This is a genomic window from Paenibacillus sp. RC84, from assembly GCF_041260495.1.
Classification (GTDB): Bacteria; Bacillota; Bacilli; order Paenibacillales; family NBRC-103111; genus Paenibacillus_F.
In genome coordinates this window covers 121,048-138,689 of the sequence record NZ_JBGBYL010000005.1, presented here as the reverse complement: position 1 = coordinate 138,689, position 17,642 = coordinate 121,048, and the positions used below count along the sequence as shown (strand labels likewise).

General features: G+C 54.8%; 21 protein-coding genes. 10 read left to right on the top strand and 11 right to left on the bottom strand.

Annotation, left to right across the window (positions count from 1 at the left end):
- Window positions 1-114 precede the first annotated feature (114 nt).
- On the top strand, window positions 115-954 hold the full coding sequence (locus ABH899_RS13220) for a helix-turn-helix transcriptional regulator (protein WP_369996762.1): 840 nt from the start codon (window positions 115-117) through the stop codon (window positions 952-954).
- Window positions 955-1,297: 343 nt separating this feature from the next.
- Here the strand turns inward: ABH899_RS13220 and ABH899_RS13215 are convergent, their stop codons facing one another.
- A complete protein-coding gene (locus tag ABH899_RS13215; RefSeq protein ID WP_369996760.1) occupies window positions 1,298-1,537 on the bottom strand; it encodes a hypothetical protein in 240 nt (79 codons plus the stop codon).
- 118 nt (window positions 1,538-1,655) lie between these two features.
- Complete coding sequence (locus ABH899_RS13210; RefSeq protein ID WP_369996758.1) at window positions 1,656-2,177, bottom strand: DNA topology modulation protein; 522 nt, start codon at window positions 2,175-2,177, stop codon at window positions 1,656-1,658.
- 196 nt (window positions 2,178-2,373) lie between these two features.
- Between ABH899_RS13210 and ABH899_RS13205 the strand changes: the two genes are divergently transcribed.
- From ABH899_RS13205 to ABH899_RS13185, 5 genes are all read left to right on the top strand, one after another.
- On the top strand, window positions 2,374-2,712 hold the full coding sequence (locus tag ABH899_RS13205; protein WP_369996755.1) for a YrdB family protein: 339 nt from the start codon (window positions 2,374-2,376) through the stop codon (window positions 2,710-2,712).
- Between the two features lie 134 nt (window positions 2,713-2,846).
- Window positions 2,847-4,469, top strand: a complete 1,623-nt coding sequence (locus ABH899_RS13200; RefSeq protein WP_369996752.1) for a spore germination protein — start codon at window positions 2,847-2,849, stop codon at window positions 4,467-4,469.
- Window positions 4,470-4,474: 5 nt separating this feature from the next.
- Window positions 4,475-5,662, top strand: coding sequence for a Ger(x)C family spore germination protein (locus ABH899_RS13195; RefSeq protein ID WP_369996749.1), 1,188 nt, complete (start codon window positions 4,475-4,477; stop codon window positions 5,660-5,662).
- Window positions 5,659-5,871, top strand: coding sequence for a hypothetical protein (locus ABH899_RS13190; RefSeq protein WP_369996747.1), 213 nt, complete (start codon window positions 5,659-5,661; stop codon window positions 5,869-5,871). The genes ABH899_RS13195 and ABH899_RS13190 overlap by 4 nt, the downstream gene beginning before the upstream one ends.
- Before the next feature lie 20 nt (window positions 5,872-5,891).
- On the top strand, window positions 5,892-7,001 hold the full coding sequence (locus tag ABH899_RS13185) for a GerAB/ArcD/ProY family transporter (RefSeq protein ID WP_369996744.1): 1,110 nt from the start codon (window positions 5,892-5,894) through the stop codon (window positions 6,999-7,001).
- 110 nt (window positions 7,002-7,111) lie between these two features.
- Here ABH899_RS13185 and ABH899_RS13180 read toward each other — a convergent pair whose 3' ends face one another.
- The 5 genes from ABH899_RS13180 to ABH899_RS13160 form a co-directional block, all read right to left on the bottom strand.
- A complete protein-coding gene (locus ABH899_RS13180) occupies window positions 7,112-8,395 on the bottom strand; it encodes an N-acetylmuramoyl-L-alanine amidase (RefSeq protein WP_369996743.1) in 1,284 nt (427 codons plus the stop codon).
- A 209-nt stretch (window positions 8,396-8,604) separates the two neighbouring features.
- Complete coding sequence (locus ABH899_RS13175) at window positions 8,605-9,201, bottom strand: nitroreductase family protein (protein WP_369996740.1); 597 nt, start codon at window positions 9,199-9,201, stop codon at window positions 8,605-8,607.
- 177 nt (window positions 9,202-9,378) lie between these two features.
- Window positions 9,379-10,635 (bottom strand): multidrug effflux MFS transporter, encoded by a 1,257-nt coding sequence (locus ABH899_RS13170; RefSeq protein WP_369996738.1) that lies wholly within the window; start codon window positions 10,633-10,635, stop codon window positions 9,379-9,381.
- A 204-nt stretch (window positions 10,636-10,839) separates the two neighbouring features.
- Entirely contained in the window at window positions 10,840-11,922 is a 1,083-nt protein-coding gene (locus tag ABH899_RS13165; RefSeq protein WP_369996736.1) for a lactonase family protein, read from the bottom strand.
- Between the two features lie 186 nt (window positions 11,923-12,108).
- A complete protein-coding gene (locus ABH899_RS13160) occupies window positions 12,109-12,969 on the bottom strand; it encodes a DUF421 domain-containing protein (protein ID WP_009672915.1) in 861 nt (286 codons plus the stop codon).
- 205 nt (window positions 12,970-13,174) lie between these two features.
- Here ABH899_RS13160 and ABH899_RS13155 point away from each other — a divergent pair, with 205 nt between their 5' ends.
- Together ABH899_RS13155 and cdaS are read left to right on the top strand one after the other, a co-directional pair.
- A complete protein-coding gene (locus tag ABH899_RS13155) occupies window positions 13,175-13,381 on the top strand; it encodes a DUF1657 domain-containing protein (protein ID WP_317952350.1) in 207 nt (68 codons plus the stop codon).
- A gap of 167 nt (window positions 13,382-13,548) precedes the next feature.
- The gene (cdaS, locus tag ABH899_RS13150; RefSeq protein WP_218228614.1) at window positions 13,549-14,166 is read left to right on the top strand and encodes a sporulation-specific diadenylate cyclase CdaS; all 618 of its coding nucleotides are present in this window, start codon (window positions 13,549-13,551) and stop codon (window positions 14,164-14,166) included.
- Window positions 14,167-14,366: 200 nt separating this feature from the next.
- Here cdaS and ABH899_RS13145 read toward each other — a convergent pair whose 3' ends face one another.
- Together ABH899_RS13145 and ABH899_RS13140 are read right to left on the bottom strand one after the other, a co-directional pair.
- Window positions 14,367-14,780, bottom strand: a complete 414-nt coding sequence (locus ABH899_RS13145; protein WP_369996731.1) for a DoxX family protein — start codon at window positions 14,778-14,780, stop codon at window positions 14,367-14,369.
- A gap of 73 nt (window positions 14,781-14,853) precedes the next feature.
- Complete coding sequence (locus ABH899_RS13140; RefSeq protein WP_369996729.1) at window positions 14,854-15,621, bottom strand: DODA-type extradiol aromatic ring-opening family dioxygenase; 768 nt, start codon at window positions 15,619-15,621, stop codon at window positions 14,854-14,856.
- A gap of 148 nt (window positions 15,622-15,769) precedes the next feature.
- Between ABH899_RS13140 and ABH899_RS13135 the strand changes: the two genes are divergently transcribed.
- A complete protein-coding gene (locus tag ABH899_RS13135) occupies window positions 15,770-16,084 on the top strand; it encodes a winged helix-turn-helix transcriptional regulator (protein ID WP_369996727.1) in 315 nt (104 codons plus the stop codon).
- Between the two features lie 104 nt (window positions 16,085-16,188).
- Window positions 16,189-16,614: an Rrf2 family transcriptional regulator gene (locus tag ABH899_RS13130; protein WP_369996725.1), complete on the top strand. Its 426-nt coding sequence runs from the start codon at window positions 16,189-16,191 to the stop codon at window positions 16,612-16,614.
- Here the strand turns inward: ABH899_RS13130 and ABH899_RS13125 are convergent.
- A complete protein-coding gene (locus tag ABH899_RS13125) occupies window positions 16,571-17,020 on the bottom strand; it encodes an AzlD domain-containing protein (RefSeq protein ID WP_369996722.1) in 450 nt (149 codons plus the stop codon). The two genes, ABH899_RS13130 and ABH899_RS13125, sit on opposite strands and share 44 nt — an antisense overlap.
- Window positions 17,007-17,477 carry a MarR family transcriptional regulator gene (locus tag ABH899_RS13120; protein ID WP_369997395.1) on the bottom strand — a complete coding sequence of 157 codons (471 nt, stop codon included), beginning with the start codon at window positions 17,475-17,477 and terminating at the stop codon, window positions 17,007-17,009. The genes ABH899_RS13125 and ABH899_RS13120 overlap by 14 nt, the downstream gene beginning before the upstream one ends.
- Window positions 17,478-17,642 lie beyond the last annotated feature (165 nt).

Below are 17,642 nucleotides of genomic sequence, written 5' to 3'. Positions count from 1 at the left end.
CTCCTCTATATAAGCTGTCCATATCCTCATCTTGTCACCGGATGTATCCTATTACAAGTTGTAGTTTATTCTAGTATAATTACTACTACGATAAGGATTCGAGGAGATGAGCGAATGAACAAGGAAGAAAGGCTGGAGGCTCTGTCGGCTTTTCTGAAAAGCCAGCGGGCCAAGCTGCTCCCGCAAAACATGGGGCTCCCCGCCGGAACCAGGCGAAGAACTCCGGGACTTCGCAGAGAAGAAGTGGCCCAGCTCGCGGGGGTCAGCACGACCTGGTATACGTGGCTGGAGCAGGGGCGGGATATTAAAGTGTCGGCCTCCGTGCTGGAAAGTATCGCTTCCGCGCTGCAGCTGACGGTAGATGAACGGAAGTACCTCACTTCACTGGCTCTGGAAGCCAGCTCGGGCATTCGCCTGCTCCAGGAGGAGCTGCCGCAAATCTCCCCCTCCCTGCAAAAAATTTTGCAGGAGCTGAAAAACTGCCCGACCATCATCTCCGACCGCAGGTGTACGATTGTCGGCTGGAACGAGGCGGCCACGCGCGTTTTCCTCGATTTCGAGAAGATTCCGCCCGAACAGCGCAACATGATCTCCCTCCTGTTTGCGCGTAAGGAATTCCGCCGTCTTGCGGTAAACTGGGAAGATTTCGTCAGCGGCTTTCTGGCTATTTTCCGCGCCTATTACGGCCAGTATTTCGAAGACGAGTGGTACAACGGGTTTCTGGCCGAAATGAAGCTCACCTATCCCGAATTCAACCGGCTGTGGGAACAAAGCAAGGTGAGTTCCGCACCGGAAGTTCTGATCGAGTTCCGGCATGCCAAAGCGGGGAAAATGCTGTTCGACCTGACGTCCCTGCAGGTGCACGGGAGCACGGATTTGCGCTGCAGCATTTATACTCCCGCGCAGGAATCGTCGACGGAAATGAAACTGATGCAGCTCATGGACCGGAGCTGACAGACCCTGTGCGCCAAAACGGCTGCGCGAGGCAAAACCGGCTGGCGTAACACCCGCTTGATTGGCCGGCAGCGCCCCCGGCCGATGCGGTTGACCACCTTCATGCCTGCGCCTAACCCATGCGCCAGGGAACTGGGCGCGGTGCGAAGCGGCCGGGTAAGGGCGGGGACTTCGGCAGAATCCGGAACGCCCGTGACGAGATGATTCATTGGATTTCCCGCACATTCCCTCAGGTTCTCACCTCAACCGGTCTCAGGCGCCGAAAAAGCCGGTGTCCGCTTCGTTAAGCGGACACCGGCTTTCTTGTAAGGTCCGGATTGCCGGAATAATCCGGAATCCGTCTTTAGAAGCCCGAATGATACTTATCCGGGCTGGAAGAATCGGACTTCGTGGCGCTTTTGTCCTTTTCTTCCTTCTGCTCCATATTTAAATCTTCCATCGGAATCGGATCGACGTTTTTTTCGCTTTCGTGAAGATCGAACAAGCTTTCATTCTCGGTCGGATACTGCTCCGGATGGTCGCGGTTGCCCTTTTGCTGAGTCTGGCGTTCCAATTCATGGCTCGGTTTTTTCGGTTCCGACATGGGACTCACCTTCCTTCGGTAGATATACCATAAGTACCTCAAACAGAAAAATCTCAAACAAAATCTGCACGAAAACAGCCGTAGAACTCCGAAACTCCCTGCGAAAGAATAGTGGGAGTCAGACCAAAGAACGAAAGGAAAGCAGCTCTTCCAGAATGTTTTGCTTGTCCTTTCCGTTCTTCACGATGAAGACACGGACATGGTCTCCGCAGTTTTCCAGCTGTTCCAGGAGCTGCGGTCTTTTGTGCCTCCGGAAGTTCCACACCCATTTGACGAAATCCCAATCAAGCTGTTCCGGACAGCCTTCGTTAAGATCCGGCCGCGTCCGGTTACGGTACATAATCCGGCGTTTAAACACCCGGTAGACGACCAGCCAGGAAGGCAGATCGAAAAAAATGACGACATCCGCAGCCTTCAGACGCCTATCCAGCGTCCTTCCGTAATTTCCGTCCATAATCCAAGCGGGCTCCCGGATCAGCTTGCCGATGAATTCGTCCCATTCTTCATTCGGGGTCGGCACCCATCCGGGTTTCCAATAGTACGCGTCCAGATGATAAAGAGGCAGCTCCAGTTTCTCGCCGAGTTCCCGGGCGAAAGTGGATTTTCCCGAACCGCCGGGTCCGATCAGTAATAATTTCATTCCGTTCTCCTGTTCTCCCCACTTTAGGCGGTTATTTCCGATTTTTTTAAGACAGTCGGAAAATTTTATCAGTTCCGATCACAGAGTGCAATAAAAAGGTGGAGTTCCGACGAAGTAAATTCCTTTCTGTTTACAAAACTAACGTCATTAGTTGTTATAAAACTAACAAGATTAGTTTTGTGAAAGGAGTGTCTGTATGGCTGCTGTTTTAGCGGTTAACCTCGGAATTCGTTTTATTCTGGAATGTTGTCTTCTCGTCGCGGTCGGCTATTGGGGAATGACGAAAGGAGACGGCTGGATGATGAAGACGCTGCTGGGTGCCGGGGCACCATTGCTGACCGCTGTCGTTTGGGGGCTGTTCATGTCTCCTAAAGCGAGTTATTCCCTTCCTCAGCCGTGGCATCTGCTTATGGAAGCGGCTATCTTCGGTATGGGAACGGCCTCTCTGTTTGCGGCGGGTCATACGCGCCTTGGTGTCCTCTTCCTGACCTCAGCGGTTGTAAACCGCCTTCTGATGGCTGTCTGGTCGCAATAACCAGCGGACTTCCCCTTTATCCGATCCCCCTCCCTGGCTGCTCCCTGTTCCTTCTCATTCCTTCGCATCCAGAATAAAGAAAACGCTTGAAGACAAACTAAGAAGACTTCACGAGTAAAGGCAGAGGATACGCCATGGCATTCTTTCTTCGCGGTTTTCCCAAAATTGCAAACCGTCCTCCCAAACGGCAGCCGCGGGAGCAGCCGTCTCCGGGTACTTCGAATGCCGGTTCCGCAAAAGCAGCCGGCGCCGCAGAAGAACCGGGCGGCGCTTCGCTGGCGGAAAGAACGGGCTGGCTGAAAACGCTGCTTGCCCATTGTTCCGATGTCGTTTATCACACCTTTACGGCAGGGAAAAATACGCCCTGCCTCCTTGTCTACATCGAAGGGGCCGTGGACCGGAATGATCTGCAGCAGAGTGTACTGAAAGTGATTCTGGGCGACCGGTTCGTACAAGGAGAAGAAACTCTCGCAGGGAACCTCTTCGACCGCAAAATGCTTCCTGCCGACCGGCAGAAAACACTCCTGACGATGACCGATGCGCTTCAGGATATTTTGGAAGGCAGCGCTGTGCTTCTGCTCGATCAGGAGTCCCGCATGATGTCGTTCGGGCTGAGCTCCTACATCAAAAGGCAAATCGACGAACCGAACAGTGAAACCGTTATCCGCGGACCTCGGGAGGCGTTTGTCGAGAGCATTCAGGACAACTTGTCCATGCTCCGAAAGCGGCTCCGAACGCACAATTTCAAATGCGTGGAACAAATCATCGGCACGAAGACCCGCACACGGGTCATTACGGTCTATATGGAAGACGTCTGCAGTCCGGCGCTGGTCGATGAAGCAGCCCGGCGGCTGGCCGATATCGAGATCGATTCGGTTATGGGCTCCAGCTATCTGGAGGAATTTATCGAAGACAATCCGTACTCTCCTTTTCCGCAGCTGCAATATACCGAGCGCCCCGATGTCGTCGCCGCCGCCCTTCTCGAAGGCAGAATCGCCGTTATTGTGGAAGGTACGCCCATTGTCATTATGGCGCCCACAACCTTGTTCATGATGATGCAGTCCCCCGAAGATTATTACCAGCGGTTCTGGGCGGGATCGTGGATCCGCTGGATCCGGTACGTGTTCCTGTTCGTTTCTTTGCTGCTGCCGTCCTTTTATATCGCCGTTACGACGTTTCATCCGGAAACGATCCCGGAAAGAATGCTGATTACGATCGCTTCATCCAGAGAGGTCGTCCCTTTCTCGGCGTTTGTCGAGGCGCTGATCATGGAAGTTTTCTTCGAAGCTCTTAGGGAAGCGGCCACGCGTATCCCGAAATCGGTCGGGCAGGCCGTCTCCATCATCGGCGCGCTCATTATCGGGACGGCAGCCGTGCAGGCGGGCATCGCCTCGGCGGCGATGGTCATTATCGTCTCGCTGACGGGCATCGCCTCTTTTATTATCCCGCACTACGATCTCGGGCTCTCGTTCCGGCTGCTGCGCTTCCCCATCATGATCCTGGCGGGCGGATTCGGGCTGGTGGGCATTGCCTGCGCCATGATCCTCATCTATATCCATCTCACGGAGCTGAAGTCGTTCGGCATCCCCTACCTGTCTCCGGTCGTGCCGATGGTTCCGAAGGATATGAAAGACATCTTCGTGAGAGCTCCGTGGTGGACCATGATCACGCGGCCCAAGTTTACGTCCTCCCGCAATCTTCACAGGCAAAAGCCGAACGGCCGCAAGTGGGCAAATCCCGCCGAGGAAGGAGATTGAAGAGCATGCGAATGACGGCAAGATTAGCGGGAATCCTTCTCTCCCTCCTTCTCCTTGCGGGATGCTGGTCCTCGGTTGAGTTGAACGACCGGGCATTCGTGAGGATGGTGATGGTCGACAAAACCGATGACGGATACGAGCTTGTGCTGGGCATGCCCTTGGCGAACCGGTTGATTCCCGGTGAAGTGGGCGGTTCTTCCCAATCGGGGCGTGAGCCGTTTACGTACTTTTCCAAGATCGATTCGAACCTGAGCGACGCCTTCCGTAAAATCCAGAACGATCTCTCGCGGAAAATTACATTCGGACAGACTCGCGTCGTCATTATCGGAAACCGGTACGCCGAGGAAGGTATCGGATCGCTGCTGGATCTGATAGCCCGGGAACCGAGAGTGCACATCAATGCGAACTTGTTCGTGACGCACGGCAGCGTCGATAAAGTGATCCAGCTCCCTCTGACCATGGAACGTTTCCCATCCGACATTTTCTATGCCTACGGCAGACGTAAAATAGCGACGACCATCAATTTCAAAGATATCTTGAAAGCCCATTACATGGGGGGAGATTTTCTGGCAACCCGCCTGGTTTTCGGTAAAATGGGCATTATGAACGAATCCAAAGAGGAATATTGGATGGGTCCCGACGGAGCGGCTGTATTCAAAGGGGACAAGATGGTCGGCTCACTGCCGGGCAAAAACGCCGCAGGAGCTTTGTGGATACAGGGCAAGCCCGAAACACGGGAGATTACGGTGCCTTCCCCGACGGACGGCAAAGTCGTCAGCCTGCTCGTCGAACGGAATTCGACCCGAATCCGGCCCGAGCTGACGGGAGATGCCCTTACTTACAACATTCATGTCAAAACGGATCTGGATATAGTCGCTTCTTACTCCAACATTAATTTAAAGGATCACAAGCAGCTCAAAGAAATGGAGAAAAGTGTGGAAAACAAAATCAAGGAGGATGTCGAGCACTCGATCCAGCTGACCCGGCAGATGGGAACCGACGCGTTTCAGCTGAACCGCTACCTGGAATGGAGATACCCGAAGGAATGGAACCGGATCAGTAAAGATTGGAATGAACTATTCAGCAAAAAAGTCAAGATCCAGTGCACGTCCGACGCCATCATCCGGCGGATCGGAGTAGTCAAGAAAACGTTCACCGGAGATCCGCAAAAAGACAAGGAGGTTTCGAAATGATTACGGTCCTGGTGACGTACGCGATTGTCATGATCATTCAATGGAGATACCTGGTGCGCTGCGGAAAAAAGAAACGGACCTTCTCCGTTTCTTTAAGCGTAACCGGCGTCCTTTGCGCCTGCGTGCTGCTTCTCCATCATTCGAAGAACGGAGAAACGTTGGTCGAATGGCTTGAAATCATATTCGGTTCCTTGCATGTGACGTCTTAAACCCGCTGAAGGAGGCTATCATGGACAAAATAACGCCTTTGCAGACTTATATGCTGTTCACCCAGTACCTTCTCTCTACGCTGGTCAGCTTTCTCGCGGCGCCTCTTATCCAGAATGCGGGATACTCGGTCTGGATTCCCGTTATTGCCGGCAGTCTCCTGGGAGGAGTTCTCACTTACCTGGCTTACAAATTAGGCTGCCGCAGACCCGGACGCTATATGGCGGAATATGGCCGGGAAATTATCGGACGGCCTCTGCATTATTTGTTGGTCCTGTTTATGGCGTTCGTTTATTTGTTCACGGCCGCGCTTGTGCTGAGGCAATTGACCGATTTTATCGTCGAAATTTACCTCCCGGGCACTCCCCTCTGGGCCGTGGCCGGGCTGCTCGGCCTATGCACAACGAGGCTTGTCCACTCGGGTGTATCGAACATTTTCCGCTCGACCCAAGGTGTTTTTTTCGTGACGCTGGCACTGGTCGTGCTTGTGGCCGTTGCTTCCTGCCAGGATATCGTCCCCTATTCGGTCGTTTCCCTGGTCACCAACTTTGACGGACGCGGCATTTTTAGCGCAACGGCTATGATTACGGGACTTTTCGGAGAAATGACGTTTATCGCGCTGTTTTTCCCCAAGTTTAAGGAAACAGGCCCTACGATGAAGGCGCTGGTATGGGCTATAGTCACCGCCGCAGTGCTGACATTGGGGAATCTGATTCCGATGGTGCTCCTTTTCGGGCCTTCCCTGGCAGCCAATTTGACCTACGCCAATCTGGAAATGACGCGGTACATTCAGCTCGGCAATTTTATCCAGAACATGGACCCGATCCTCATCCTCATGTGGTTGTTTACGCTGCTCGTCAAAATCAGCCTCTTCCTGTATATCTCGGTGATCGCCGTCACCCAGACCCTGAAAATGAAAGATACCCGGCCGCTCACCCTGCCATTCGGCGTTACGATCGTTTTCCTCTGCCTCTGGATGGTGAATTCCTCCGAGACCCTGGACCGGTTCGCCGGTACGGCCGAGGTGCCCATGATGCTGCTGGCGGAGCTGATTCCCGTCGTATATTTGCTGGTCGACGCTCTCCGGTCCCGCTTCAAAAAGCGGCAGGCCGTCCGGGAACCTTCCACTTAATTGCCGACAGATGGCCCGGGCCGGAGAGGTCCCTTTGCCGCTTCCGCACAATAAAAAAAGCCGTGCCCTTTTACCGGACCGGCCTGTTCGCCGCCTCTATTCACACTGCGTTATTGCGTCCCGTCTCCGCTGAGAAGATCGTACAGACGCTTCAGAACAAGGGCCTCCGCCCACAAAGGAAGCGGTTCGTCAAGTTTGTCTTTCCACGCCGGATCGGTCAGAAGTCCTTTCTCGTAAAGCCAATCCACGCCTTCCGTTTTCCAAACCGGTATTTCAGGCTGAAATCCCGGATTCAGTCCCATCGCTTTGGCCACCCCGTCTCCTATGGCGTTCGCCAGATTTGTAAGCACACCGGAATTTCCAAGCAGACTGCCGTCGGTAGCGTTATCAATGAACAGATTTTCAAGCAGCACCGCAGACATATCGGTTTCCCGCAATACCGCGAAATCCGCTTCCTTCTTGCCCCGGTCGGCGGCTCCCAGCGTGTTTAAATAATTCACAACCGTATCGTGCACAATTGTGCGCTTCTGTCCCGTCACTCCGCTAGAAGTGCCCGGATAAACATACGATTCGAATCCTTCCCCGCCGCCGGCGTTGATATGGATGGAGACGAAATAAGCCGCTCCCCAGCCGTTTGCCAAGTTTGCGCGATCGGACAGGGCGACGAAAACGTCGGTGCTCCGTGTCAGTTTGACATTGGCCGCATACTCGTTAACGAGCCGGTCCCGGACCTGGAGCGCCAGCGTAAGCGTCAAGTTCTTCTCCAGCAGGCCGCTGCCCGCAGCGCCGGAATCCGTGCCGCCGTGACCGGCGTCGATCACGATAAGCGGTTTAACGGTCGGCACCGGAACCTGAGCCGCCGCCGTCATGCCGTCGTACAGCTTCAGGATGGAGTGCCCGTAGGTTTCCCCCGCTTCCAAGGCGGCCTGCAGACTGGCGTATTTGTTCCGGTCATAGCCGGGAACGGCCCAGCGGCCCGCTAGATCCTCCCAGTTCGGCGCGATGCCGCGCGTGACGAGCGTGAACCGGGGATCGACGACCGCTTCTCCTGCCGGAAGCGAGTTTTTGGACGCATAGGCGAAAAGATGCTGAATCTGCGCCGTTACGCCGTCCTTGATCGTCGGGAAGCTGTTGCCGGGAACTCCCCCCGTCGCTCCGATACCGGCAAAGTTGTTCTGCTCGGGTTTGACGTCTCCCCCGAACCTGAACCAGTTCGTCTCGTGAATGGACTGGGCGACGGCGGCATCGCCGCGGACGCCGTATATGGCTCCCACGGTTAGAAATTGCCTGGCTATTTCCGGGTTGAAGGACGGATTGACCTTGCGAATGAATGCTGTGATGACATCAAGCGAAGCTAGTGAAGTGCCCATGATCGGATGCTGGGATACAGCCATTCTCCTCACCTCTTCAACGTCATGTAGGATAGGACAGAATATGCCGGTTTTGCCCCGGCGGTAAGTGTGTATGTCCCATCTGCTTCCAATATAGCTCAAATGCCCTTGTACACGCGAGATAAATACGCCAAGAAGTCAATAGAACCCGGCAGGCAGACAAAAAAGACCTTCTCCCGGAAGAGAAGGTCTTTAAGGCCGAGCTTAAAGGCTTATTTAAACACTTTCACGCGGTCTTCAAGCGGCTGGAATTGTTTTTCGCCGGCTTCTGCGGCAGGCTTGCCGAAAGGCATTTGAGCTACGAGTTTCCAAGTGGCGGGCACGTTCCATTCGGTGCGCACCGCTTCGTCGACGAGCGGGTTGTAGTGCTGCAGGGTAGCTCCGAAACCTTCGGCTTCCAGACTCGTCCATACGACGAATTGAAGCATGCCGGAAGAATGGTGGGACCAGATCGGGAAGTTGTCGGCATAGGCCGCGAATTGCTCCTGCAGCCCTTCCACGACCGCTTGATCTTCGAAGAACAGCACCGTTCCGTAGCCGTTTTTGAAGAGAGTCATTTTCTGGGCGGTTGCTTCGAACTTCTCGCCGTCACCGACGATGCCGCGCAGAATCTCCGTTGTAAGATCCCAGAACTTGTCGTGCTGTTCGTTCAGCAGAACGACCACTCGCGCGCTTTGGGAGTTAAAAGAAGAAGGCGTATGTTGAACAGCTTCGTTTACCAGTTCTACGATTTTTTCGTCCGAGACGACGGCGTCTTTGCTAATCGCGTAGATCGAGCGTCTGTTTTTTACAGCAGTAGTGAAATCCATGATTTCTTAGCCACCTCTTTTTTGTAAGTTACCTACTTTTATAGTGTAACCTATTTCGAATAAAAAAGCATCTTTTTTTTAGCGGGTGGCAAAAAGGTTTGATTTGGGCACAAAAAAAAGGCCGAATCTCCCGCTTCAGCTGTTTGAAGCAAGGAGTATTCAACCGTTTGTATATCGTCAGTGTATGTCCGCCGCCGATTCGGCCCGCTGTCCACCGCGTGCGGCATGACGCTTGACCATGAAATAATAACAGAGGATGGCGCCAACGTCCGCCGCCGCGATAACGATTCCCATCGGAACGGCCGTGCCGCTCCCCGCGATCCCCACCAGCGGGGCGACAAGCCCGCCGAAAATAAACGACAGCAGGCCGAGCAGAGCCGAAGCGCTGCCTGCGGAATGCCCGTAGTTTTGCATCGCCAGGGAAAATCCCGCCGTGTTCACGATCCCGACGCTCGACACCACAAAGAACAATGGGATCAGAATGGCCGTAAGGCCGGCTCCGGCAAGAATCATCGCAAGGAGCGTGACGCCTCCGAGACCGGCAATGATCAGGCCGCTGATCAGCAGCTTCGTCTCGCTCACCCTTCCGGCCAGGCGTCCGGCAATCTGACCCGCCAGAATAATGCCCAAGCCGTTGATGGCAAAGAACAGGCTGAACATCTGGGGCGAAGCGCCGAATATATTCTGGATCACGAACGGCGATCCCGAAATATAAGCGAACATGGCCGCGGCCACCAGGCCCTGCGACAGCGCGTAGCCCATGAAAATCCGGTCGCGCAGCAGCGTTTTGAACGTGGCGACCGTCTGCTTGACGCCGCCCTTCGTCCGTCTGCCCGGGGGCAACGTTTCGGGAAGGCCCTTCCAGGATGCGAGCAGCATGACCACGCCGATCAGAGCCAGCACGATAAACACGCCCTGCCAGGAGGTGAACTGGAGCAGCTGCCCGCCCGCAATGGGCGCAAGGATCGGCGCCACTCCGTTGATGAGCATGAGGAGCGAGAAGAACCGCGTCAATTCCGGTCCGCTGTACATATCCCGCACAACCGCTCGTGACAGCACGATCCCCGCAGATCCGGCCATCCCCTGTATGAAACGGAGCACGATAAGCCCCCAGATAGAAGGCACGATAGCGCAGAGCAGAGATGCGGCCGTATAAATCGCGAGGCCGATCATAAGCGGCCCCCGGCGGCCTTTGATATCGCTGATGGAGCCTGCAAACACCTGCCCGATGGCGAGGCCGAGCAGACAAGAGGTTAGGCTCAGCTGAGCCAGCGAAGCCGTCGTATGCAGATCGTCCGCCAGCCTGGGAAGCGCCGGCAGATACATATCCAGCGACAGCGGTCCGAAAGCCGACAGAGAACCGAGAATGACGGCAAGCGTAAGTTTCCGCGAACGGCCTGCTCCTTCCGCTGCGGCGAGACTGTTGTTACTCATCCGATTCAACCCTATCTTGTAAATTTTGATTGCTTTGTCCGATTCCTACTATAAACGAAAGCTCCCGTAAAAAGAACAACGTTTACTGTAACTTATAAAGTTACAAGCTGTCAACACCCCTCCGGGAATCCCGCAAAAAAAGCGGAACGTCCGCATGCAGACGTTCCGCTTCTCCTTTTCTTCCCGGGCCGGTAACGGCGCCTCTTACAGATAAGCCGGCCGCACGCAGACCGGCTTCGACACCGCAGCCGACTGCCCGGTATACTGCAGCCTGCCGCTGGAGCGGTCCACACGGAACGTCGTGATGTTGTCCGTGTCGCGGTTTGCCGCGATCAGGAATGCGCCGCCCGGCGTCAAGGCGAAGTTGCGCGGATGCTTGCCTTCCGCGGACACATGTTCCACAAGCGTGAGCTTCCCGCTTGCCTGATCCGCCGCGAAGACGACGATGCTGTCGTGGCCGCGGTTGGAGCCGTACACGTATGCGCCGTCTTCCGACACCAGGATCTCGGCGCAGTAGCTCTCGCCCGTGAACCCTTCGGGCAGCGTCGTTACCGTTTCGATCGGCTCAAGTACCCCCGTCTCTTCGTCGTAGCGAAGAGACGTTATCGTGGAGTCCATCTCGTTGATGACGAACGCCAGCTTGCCGCCGGGATGGAACGCCATATGGCGCGGGCCCGCTTCCGGAGGCACGGTGGTTTCGCCATGCGGCTTCAGCACGTTGTTCTCCGTATCCAGGGCGTAGGATACGATGCGGTCCAGCCCCAGATCCGGCACGAACACGAACCGGTTGTCCCGGCTGAAGAAAGCCGAGTGCGGATGAGGCTGCTCCTGGCGCTCGGGATTCGGCCCGTGGCCTTCATGCTGCTTCACGTCGAGCAGTCTGCCGATCGTGCCGTCCGCTCGCAGCTCGACGAGCCCGACAAGGCCGCCGTGATAGCTCGCCACGACGAGGTAGCGTCCGCTCGCATCCCTTTGGATATGGCAGGTCGGCGCGTCCACGGTGACAGCATGGTTCATTTCGGTCAAGCTCCCCTGCCCGGGATCAACGGTATACGCGTAAGCGGACCCGGTCCGGGCGCCCTCGCTTGTCGTTCCCTCGGAAATGGCGTAAAGCTTGCGTCCCTGGACATCCAGGTTCAGAAACGTGGGGTTTTTAAGACCGGATACCTCATCCAGCTTCGTAAGCGCGCCCGTTTCTTCATTTAATTCCATCACATACACACCCGGGCCTTCCGGTTCCGCATAAGAACCGACAAAGACCAGCAAACGTTCTCCTTGACCGGACATTACACATTCCTCCTCCTTATAAATGCGTGAAACAAACCGTTATGTAAGTGCTGCGTATTCCTCCTCTAAATGTACACGCTTCCTGCCGTAAAAATCAAACTTGTTTCCCAAAATAAAAAAACACCCGTACAGGGAAGCTCAACCCCCGCGGGTGCCCGGACAATTCTCGCCTTCGTTCCTCCCTTGCTAGCGGGACAAAAGCGGCTTGATTTCGGAAATCATCTCCTCCATGGACCTGGAGCATTCCTCAAACATCCGTTTGGCTTCCGGATCGTTCGTGGAAAGGCCGAACATCTCGATGTCCGCCTCGCATTTCTTGAGCAGGGCGAGCAAGACCGCTTTTTTCTGAGGCTGGGGAACCTGCAGCTTGTCGTCGAACAAATCGACGTAAAGCTCCCCGTAGGAGTCCACCTGTCCCAGAAAAACGTTGTCGATGGTCGCGTCCATCGTTTCCAGCTGCGTCTGGAGCCAGCCCCGGTTGAGACCGATTGCGGCCAGAGGCTCGTCGAGCGCCTTGCCGTCCATGATCACGGCCTGCGGCTCTTCCGCCGGGCCGACTTTAATGCCGAGGTGCTTCGGGGTCAGAGGCTGGTTTTCCTTTTTCAGAAGCACGTTGATTTCCCCGCTCGCTTCCATCACCGCAAATTCGACGTCGGCCGCCTGGAACACGTTTTTCCTGCGCAGGCTTTGCAGCAGATCGTCCGTCGTCAGCCGTTCCTTCTTCAGGTTTTCTTCCATAATCTTTCCTTTTTTGATGAGAATCGTTTCCCGGTTATCGATGAAATCCCGGGCCGCTTTGCTTTTCATCTGGAGAAACCCGATTCCGACGGCGGCCAGAATCCACACGAACAGAGCTATAATTCCCAAATACCAATCGGCGGTGCGGCTCAGCGTTATATAGACGGCCAGGACGGCTGCGGCGACCCCCGTTGTCACTTCAAAGAACGACAACCGGCTGTTCTGCCTCTTTCCGAGCAGCTTGGCTGCGGCCAGTACGATCACGATGACCATCAAGGTCCGTAAAACAACCACGATCCAATCCGGCATAATCCGGTCCCTCCTTCTGTCGTATCTCCTTAAGTTTTATCTTTTCCGGTTCCTAAAAAAGTTGTCCTTTTCCGGGGCGTTTTATTCTTCCTCCGGGCCATCTCGGCCGGTCGATTTCCATACCTGCGTGTGAATGAAACCGGGGCTGTCCGGTTAGATTACTTTTTGTCCATCAAAGGATTTCACGGAAAAGGAGGTGTATACGATGACAGTCGGCTCCCAAGTAAAAACTTGTCTGGCTTCCCTGAAAAGCGCCCAAGCGAGTCTGGAGGCGTTTGCCCTGAGCACACAAAACCAGGACGCGAAAACGCTGTTCGAAAATGCCGCCAAAACCACCCAGGATGTCGTCACCCAGGTACAAGGCCGCGTTCAGCAGCTGGAAAACGAAGAACCGCAATATCAAGGCTTCTGACCGTGATCATAAAAGCTTTGCCGGCTCGGGCCGGCAGAGCTTTTTTTGCGTCATTCCCGTTTACGGGAATGCGGGTGGCAGGACTTAGCTGCGGGCTTCCGTGTATTATTGCGCAAGTCTGCAAACAATGAAACCAACTATCGTTGTGCGAAAAGGATGTGTACCCTTTGGCGATCCCTTATGCCGATTGCGATTTTTCACCGATGAAACAGAATTTGAAAGACGATCTGGAAAAGCTGATTCTCCGTCTTCATCGCAGCATTCAAACTTTGGACGAAGAAAATCACTGCATGCTGAGCGAAATTGAAGGCATCAAAGAAAATTTCCTGAATATCGAGTCCCGGGCGTCTACCTTTTACTTGAACTGCTACCTCTCCCCTTTTACCGATAAATATACGGAACTGTCCGTCAGTGTACAAAACTTGTCCAAGCGGCGTCACGGCGCCTTGATCGTCGTTCAGCGCAACGACTCGCTTGACGGGCTGATCCAGCCGGGAGTCGCCATCGGGGCGTCGGTTACGCAGTCCCTGCTGGAATCGCTGTTTTACCCCGGAACGCCGCTTCACGACGGGGCCGTCTTGATCAAGTTCAACGAGATCGTCTCCGCCAAAAACATCCTTCCCCTCTCCCATATCGTCCAGGCGGAGCCTAAACTCGGCACGCGGCACCGGGCGGCCATCGGCATCACGGAGCTGAGCGACGCCATTGTCCTCGTCGTTTCGGAGGAAACGGGGCGCGTCTCTTTTGCTTCCAAGGGATACTTGTACCCGATCGTTCCCCGGTAAGGACCGCTTCCGCACGCAAAAAAAAACTCAGCATCGCATGGATGCTGAGTGGATTCGGATCGGGGCTTGGAAAGCTCGCAAAGCCCGCTTTAGTCCGGACCGGTCCGTTGGCCTGGATTCGTTTTTGCAGCCAGCCTCTGGCCGGCCCGGTTCGAGCTGCGCTCAGCTTCGCGGCGGTAACGGTTCGCCGCCGCTTCGCATCAGCTCTCCGTCTGCCGGGAGCCCGGAAGCAGACTGTCTACCGCCAGATAGCGGCTGCCGCTCAATACGAGCAGCACGGAGAGAGCGAGAAGAGCCAGATCCAGCTCGAAGCCCGCGGATTGGCCGTTGCCGGTAAACCCGGCGGAAAACTTGACGCTGAACATCGCTCCGATCATCAGCACGCCGAACAGCGCGGCAGCGATCCGGGTTCCGAGGCCGAGAATGATTGCGGCACCCCCTACGGTTTCGATAATAGCCGTTACATACGCCAGAAAGCCGGGAAGGCCGATACTCTCAAACCAGCCGGCGATGTTCCCCAGCCCGCTTTGAAATTTGTCCAGCCCGTGGACCAGAAACGTTACCCCTAATACCAGTCTGACGATCAGCAGACCGATTTCTGTTTTTCCGTTCATCATCAACATCCTCCCATTAATGGTTCTAATTGGTTTTCGATTTATTCATATGGACTCCGCCCGGAATCCAGAATCAAAACTGCAGGCACAAGTAACTCAAAGTTCCGAATTCGTAACTGCGATAAATCACCCGGGGCGTCCGTTCTACGCTTCCGCTTCCGAGCGCAAGGAACAACGGGACGAAATGCTCCGCTCTAGGCACGGCCATACGGCTGTGGGGAGCCAGCGTTTCGTAGCGGAACAGGGTGTCCGTATCCCGCTCCAGCGTGTGCCGGATAAGCCAGTCGTCGAATTCGACGGCCCACGGTTCCGGTTCCTCCTGTCCCCAGTTGACCATCCGCAGATTGTGGACCGTTACTCCGCTGCCGATGACCAGGATATCCTCTTCCCCCAGCCCGCGCAGAGCTTCACCGATAGCGGTCTGTTTATCCGGCGGTAGATAGGGATTGACGGAGAGCTGGATCACGGGGATGTCCGCTTCGGGATACATTTTGTAGAGCAGCGTCCACGAACCGTGGTCAAGTCCCCTTCGGGAGTCGGCAGCGACTTCGATCCCCCGTTCCCGGAAAAGCCCTTCCAGCCGCGAAGCCAGCTTCACGGACCCTTTGGCCGGATAGGCAATCCTATAGAGTTCGTCGGGAAAACCGTAAAAATCGTAAATCGTCTCGTACGTCTCGTCGGTCGAAGTCAAAGTCAGAACCTCGCTCTCCCAGTGAGCCGTAAAAATAACAATCGCTTTCGGTTTCCACTGCTGTCCCAGTTTCCGTAAAAAAGCCGTATATTCCGTATCTTGAATAGCCAGCGCAGGTGAACCGTGGGCTAAAAACAACGAAGGAATCATGGTGCGAGCCTCCTTTAAAGTTTATTAAGTTACTTTTCGTAACCTAGTGTATGATTGTAACTTTATAATGTCAAGCAATTTATTTATTTACCGTTACTATATTTTTATTAGCTAAATGAGCGTATACTGGGGGAAGGAGGGATGTCTGATGAAAGAATCTAACTTATGTCCCCGCTTTGAAAAAGGAATGCAGCTCATCAGCAAACGCTGGATCGGCCTCATCGTGTATCAGCTTTTATCGGGACCGCAGCGTTTTTGTACGATAGAATCGAATCTGCCTTTAAGCGGGAAAATCTTGTCCGAAAGATTGAAAGAGCTTGAGCAGGAAGGCGTTATCCGGCGGAATGTGTATCCCGAGACGCCGGTAAGAATCGAGTACTCGCTCACGGAGAAAGGACTTGCCCTGGAGCCGATAATACGCGGAGTGGAACAGTGGTCTTCCGCCTGGCTTCAGCCCGAATGACACATGAGGATTGACAGCGGGAATGCGCGTACCTATACTATTTAAATGTTCACACATGCGCGTAAATGATTATCGTCCGCATCTGTTTGACGGAGGTGAGACCCATGACCATCAGCAGCCGCTTTGCCGTAGCCGTTCACATTTTATCGCTGCTGGAGCTGAATAAAGAAGGACGCAACACGTCCGAGTATATAGCCGGAAGCGTCAATACGAATCCGGTCGTCATTCGCCGGATTACCGGCATGTTGAATAAAGCGGGCTTGACCCGGACGAGCCCCGGAGTCGCCGGAGCCGCTCTGGGCCGGACTCCTGCCGAAATCACTCTGCTCGATATTTACCGGGCGGTTCAGGCGGACATGCAGGACGAGCTGTTCGCGATGCACGAGAATACGAATCCGGACTGCCCGGTCGGCAAGAACATCCAGAGCACGCTCGAAACCCGGTTCAACCGGGCTCAGCTCGCTATGGAGCGGGAGCTTGCCGGCGTTACCCTGGCCGATATCGTAGCGGACCTTGCCCCCTGCAATTAGCCCGCCCACGGAACGTTCGGGCGGGCTGCTCCCCCCTGCGTATTCGCGAAAGCGGATTCAGCAAACAAAAAGACATCCGAACCAGCCAATTAGGCGGGACTTGATGTCTTTTTTGGTGTGTCTTAGAAAAAAATCGGTGTGCGGCCAGTGACAGCATCCCTGCGATCACGGTTCCGAACAGGCTGCGCGTATAAACCGCAACGGCCGGAGCAGACAGGGCACCCGGCAGCTTGTACGCATGATCCGCCGCGGATAACCGGCCGTCTGTCAAGAGAAGCTCCCGGGCCGGCAGCGCAGCCATAACCGCAACCGGCACGTGCCGCAGCCATCGATCTTCGACGCCCTGGAAAAAGCTGTCGCCGTCCGAACGCTTCTCCGTTTCCGATACCGGCCTATTCGTAATCACGTCTCTCGGACCGGGCGTTCTTACAGCACCGGTCGTCCGGCTTCGGCCCGCTCACGCCGCTATTCGCCTGTTCGAATACGCCGACCATTCGCGAGAGGAACGCATTGATGAGATCCAGCTGCTCCGGCGTATAAGCCTCGCAAACTTCCCGGGTCATATTTCCCAGCGGCTTATACAGCGCCCTGATAGCCTTTTGCTTCTCTTTGACCGGAACGATGATGACGCGGCGGCCGTCGTGAGGGTCCTTTTCCCTGCGCACGAATCCCGCTTGCTCCAGCCGGTCGATCAGAGCCGTGACGGTTCCCGTAGTCAATCCGGTCAGCTTGGCAAGTTCACCGGCCGTGATCGGTCCTTTTTCGTTCAGGATGTCCGCCGTTTTCAAATCGGTATGTATGACCCCTAGGGAATGTGCCGCATTTTGCTGAAAAAGAACAATTCGCGTAGACATTTTACGCATATGACCGATCAGCTCCAGCACTTTCTCTTCAGATTCGGGCAAAACGCTTGACAAGTAAAATTCCTCCTCATAAACTAGAAATTATCTTGATAATCAAGATAATGGGGTTGATGGGGTTGTTTATTTATTTTAACGAATAAACCTTTTTTTGCAAAGGAGATGACT

Bases quoted from the DNA above. Each gene is read 5' to 3' on its own strand.
- ABH899_RS13135 (WP_369996727.1), top strand. From the start codon at position 15,770: ATGAAAGAATCTAACTTATGTCCCCGCTTTGAAAAAGGAATGCAGCTC.
- ABH899_RS13205 (WP_369996755.1), top strand. From the start codon at position 2,374: ATGGCTGCTGTTTTAGCGGTTAACCTCGGAATTCGTTTTATTCTGGAA.
- ABH899_RS13220 (WP_369996762.1), top strand. From the start codon at position 115: ATGAACAAGGAAGAAAGGCTGGAGGCTCTGTCGGCTTTTCTGAAAAGC.
- ABH899_RS13170 (WP_369996738.1), bottom strand. From the start codon at position 10,635: ATGAGTAACAACAGTCTCGCCGCAGCGGAAGGAGCAGGCCGTTCGCGG.
- ABH899_RS13200 (WP_369996752.1), top strand. From the start codon at position 2,847: ATGGCATTCTTTCTTCGCGGTTTTCCCAAAATTGCAAACCGTCCTCCC.
- ABH899_RS13145 (WP_369996731.1), bottom strand. From the start codon at position 14,780: ATGAACGGAAAAACAGAAATCGGTCTGCTGATCGTCAGACTGGTATTA.
- ABH899_RS13185 (WP_369996744.1), top strand. From the start codon at position 5,892: ATGGACAAAATAACGCCTTTGCAGACTTATATGCTGTTCACCCAGTAC.
- ABH899_RS13165 (WP_369996736.1), bottom strand. From the start codon at position 11,922: ATGTCCGGTCAAGGAGAACGTTTGCTGGTCTTTGTCGGTTCTTATGCG.
- ABH899_RS13155 (WP_317952350.1), top strand. From the start codon at position 13,175: ATGACAGTCGGCTCCCAAGTAAAAACTTGTCTGGCTTCCCTGAAAAGC.
- ABH899_RS13160 (WP_009672915.1), bottom strand. From the start codon at position 12,969: ATGCCGGATTGGATCGTGGTTGTTTTACGGACCTTGATGGTCATCGTG.
- ABH899_RS13195 (WP_369996749.1), top strand. From the start codon at position 4,475: ATGCGAATGACGGCAAGATTAGCGGGAATCCTTCTCTCCCTCCTTCTC.
- ABH899_RS13210 (WP_369996758.1), bottom strand. From the start codon at position 2,177: ATGAAATTATTACTGATCGGACCCGGCGGTTCGGGAAAATCCACTTTC.
- ABH899_RS13175 (WP_369996740.1), bottom strand. From the start codon at position 9,201: ATGGATTTCACTACTGCTGTAAAAAACAGACGCTCGATCTACGCGATT.
- ABH899_RS13190 (WP_369996747.1), top strand. From the start codon at position 5,659: ATGATTACGGTCCTGGTGACGTACGCGATTGTCATGATCATTCAATGG.
- ABH899_RS13140 (WP_369996729.1), bottom strand. From the start codon at position 15,621: ATGATTCCTTCGTTGTTTTTAGCCCACGGTTCACCTGCGCTGGCTATT.
- ABH899_RS13180 (WP_369996743.1), bottom strand. From the start codon at position 8,395: ATGGCTGTATCCCAGCATCCGATCATGGGCACTTCACTAGCTTCGCTT.
- ABH899_RS13120 (WP_369997395.1), bottom strand. From the start codon at position 17,477: ATGCGTAAAATGTCTACGCGAATTGTTCTTTTTCAGCAAAATGCGGCA.
- ABH899_RS13130 (WP_369996725.1), top strand. From the start codon at position 16,189: ATGACCATCAGCAGCCGCTTTGCCGTAGCCGTTCACATTTTATCGCTG.
- ABH899_RS13215 (WP_369996760.1), bottom strand. From the start codon at position 1,537: ATGTCGGAACCGAAAAAACCGAGCCATGAATTGGAACGCCAGACTCAG.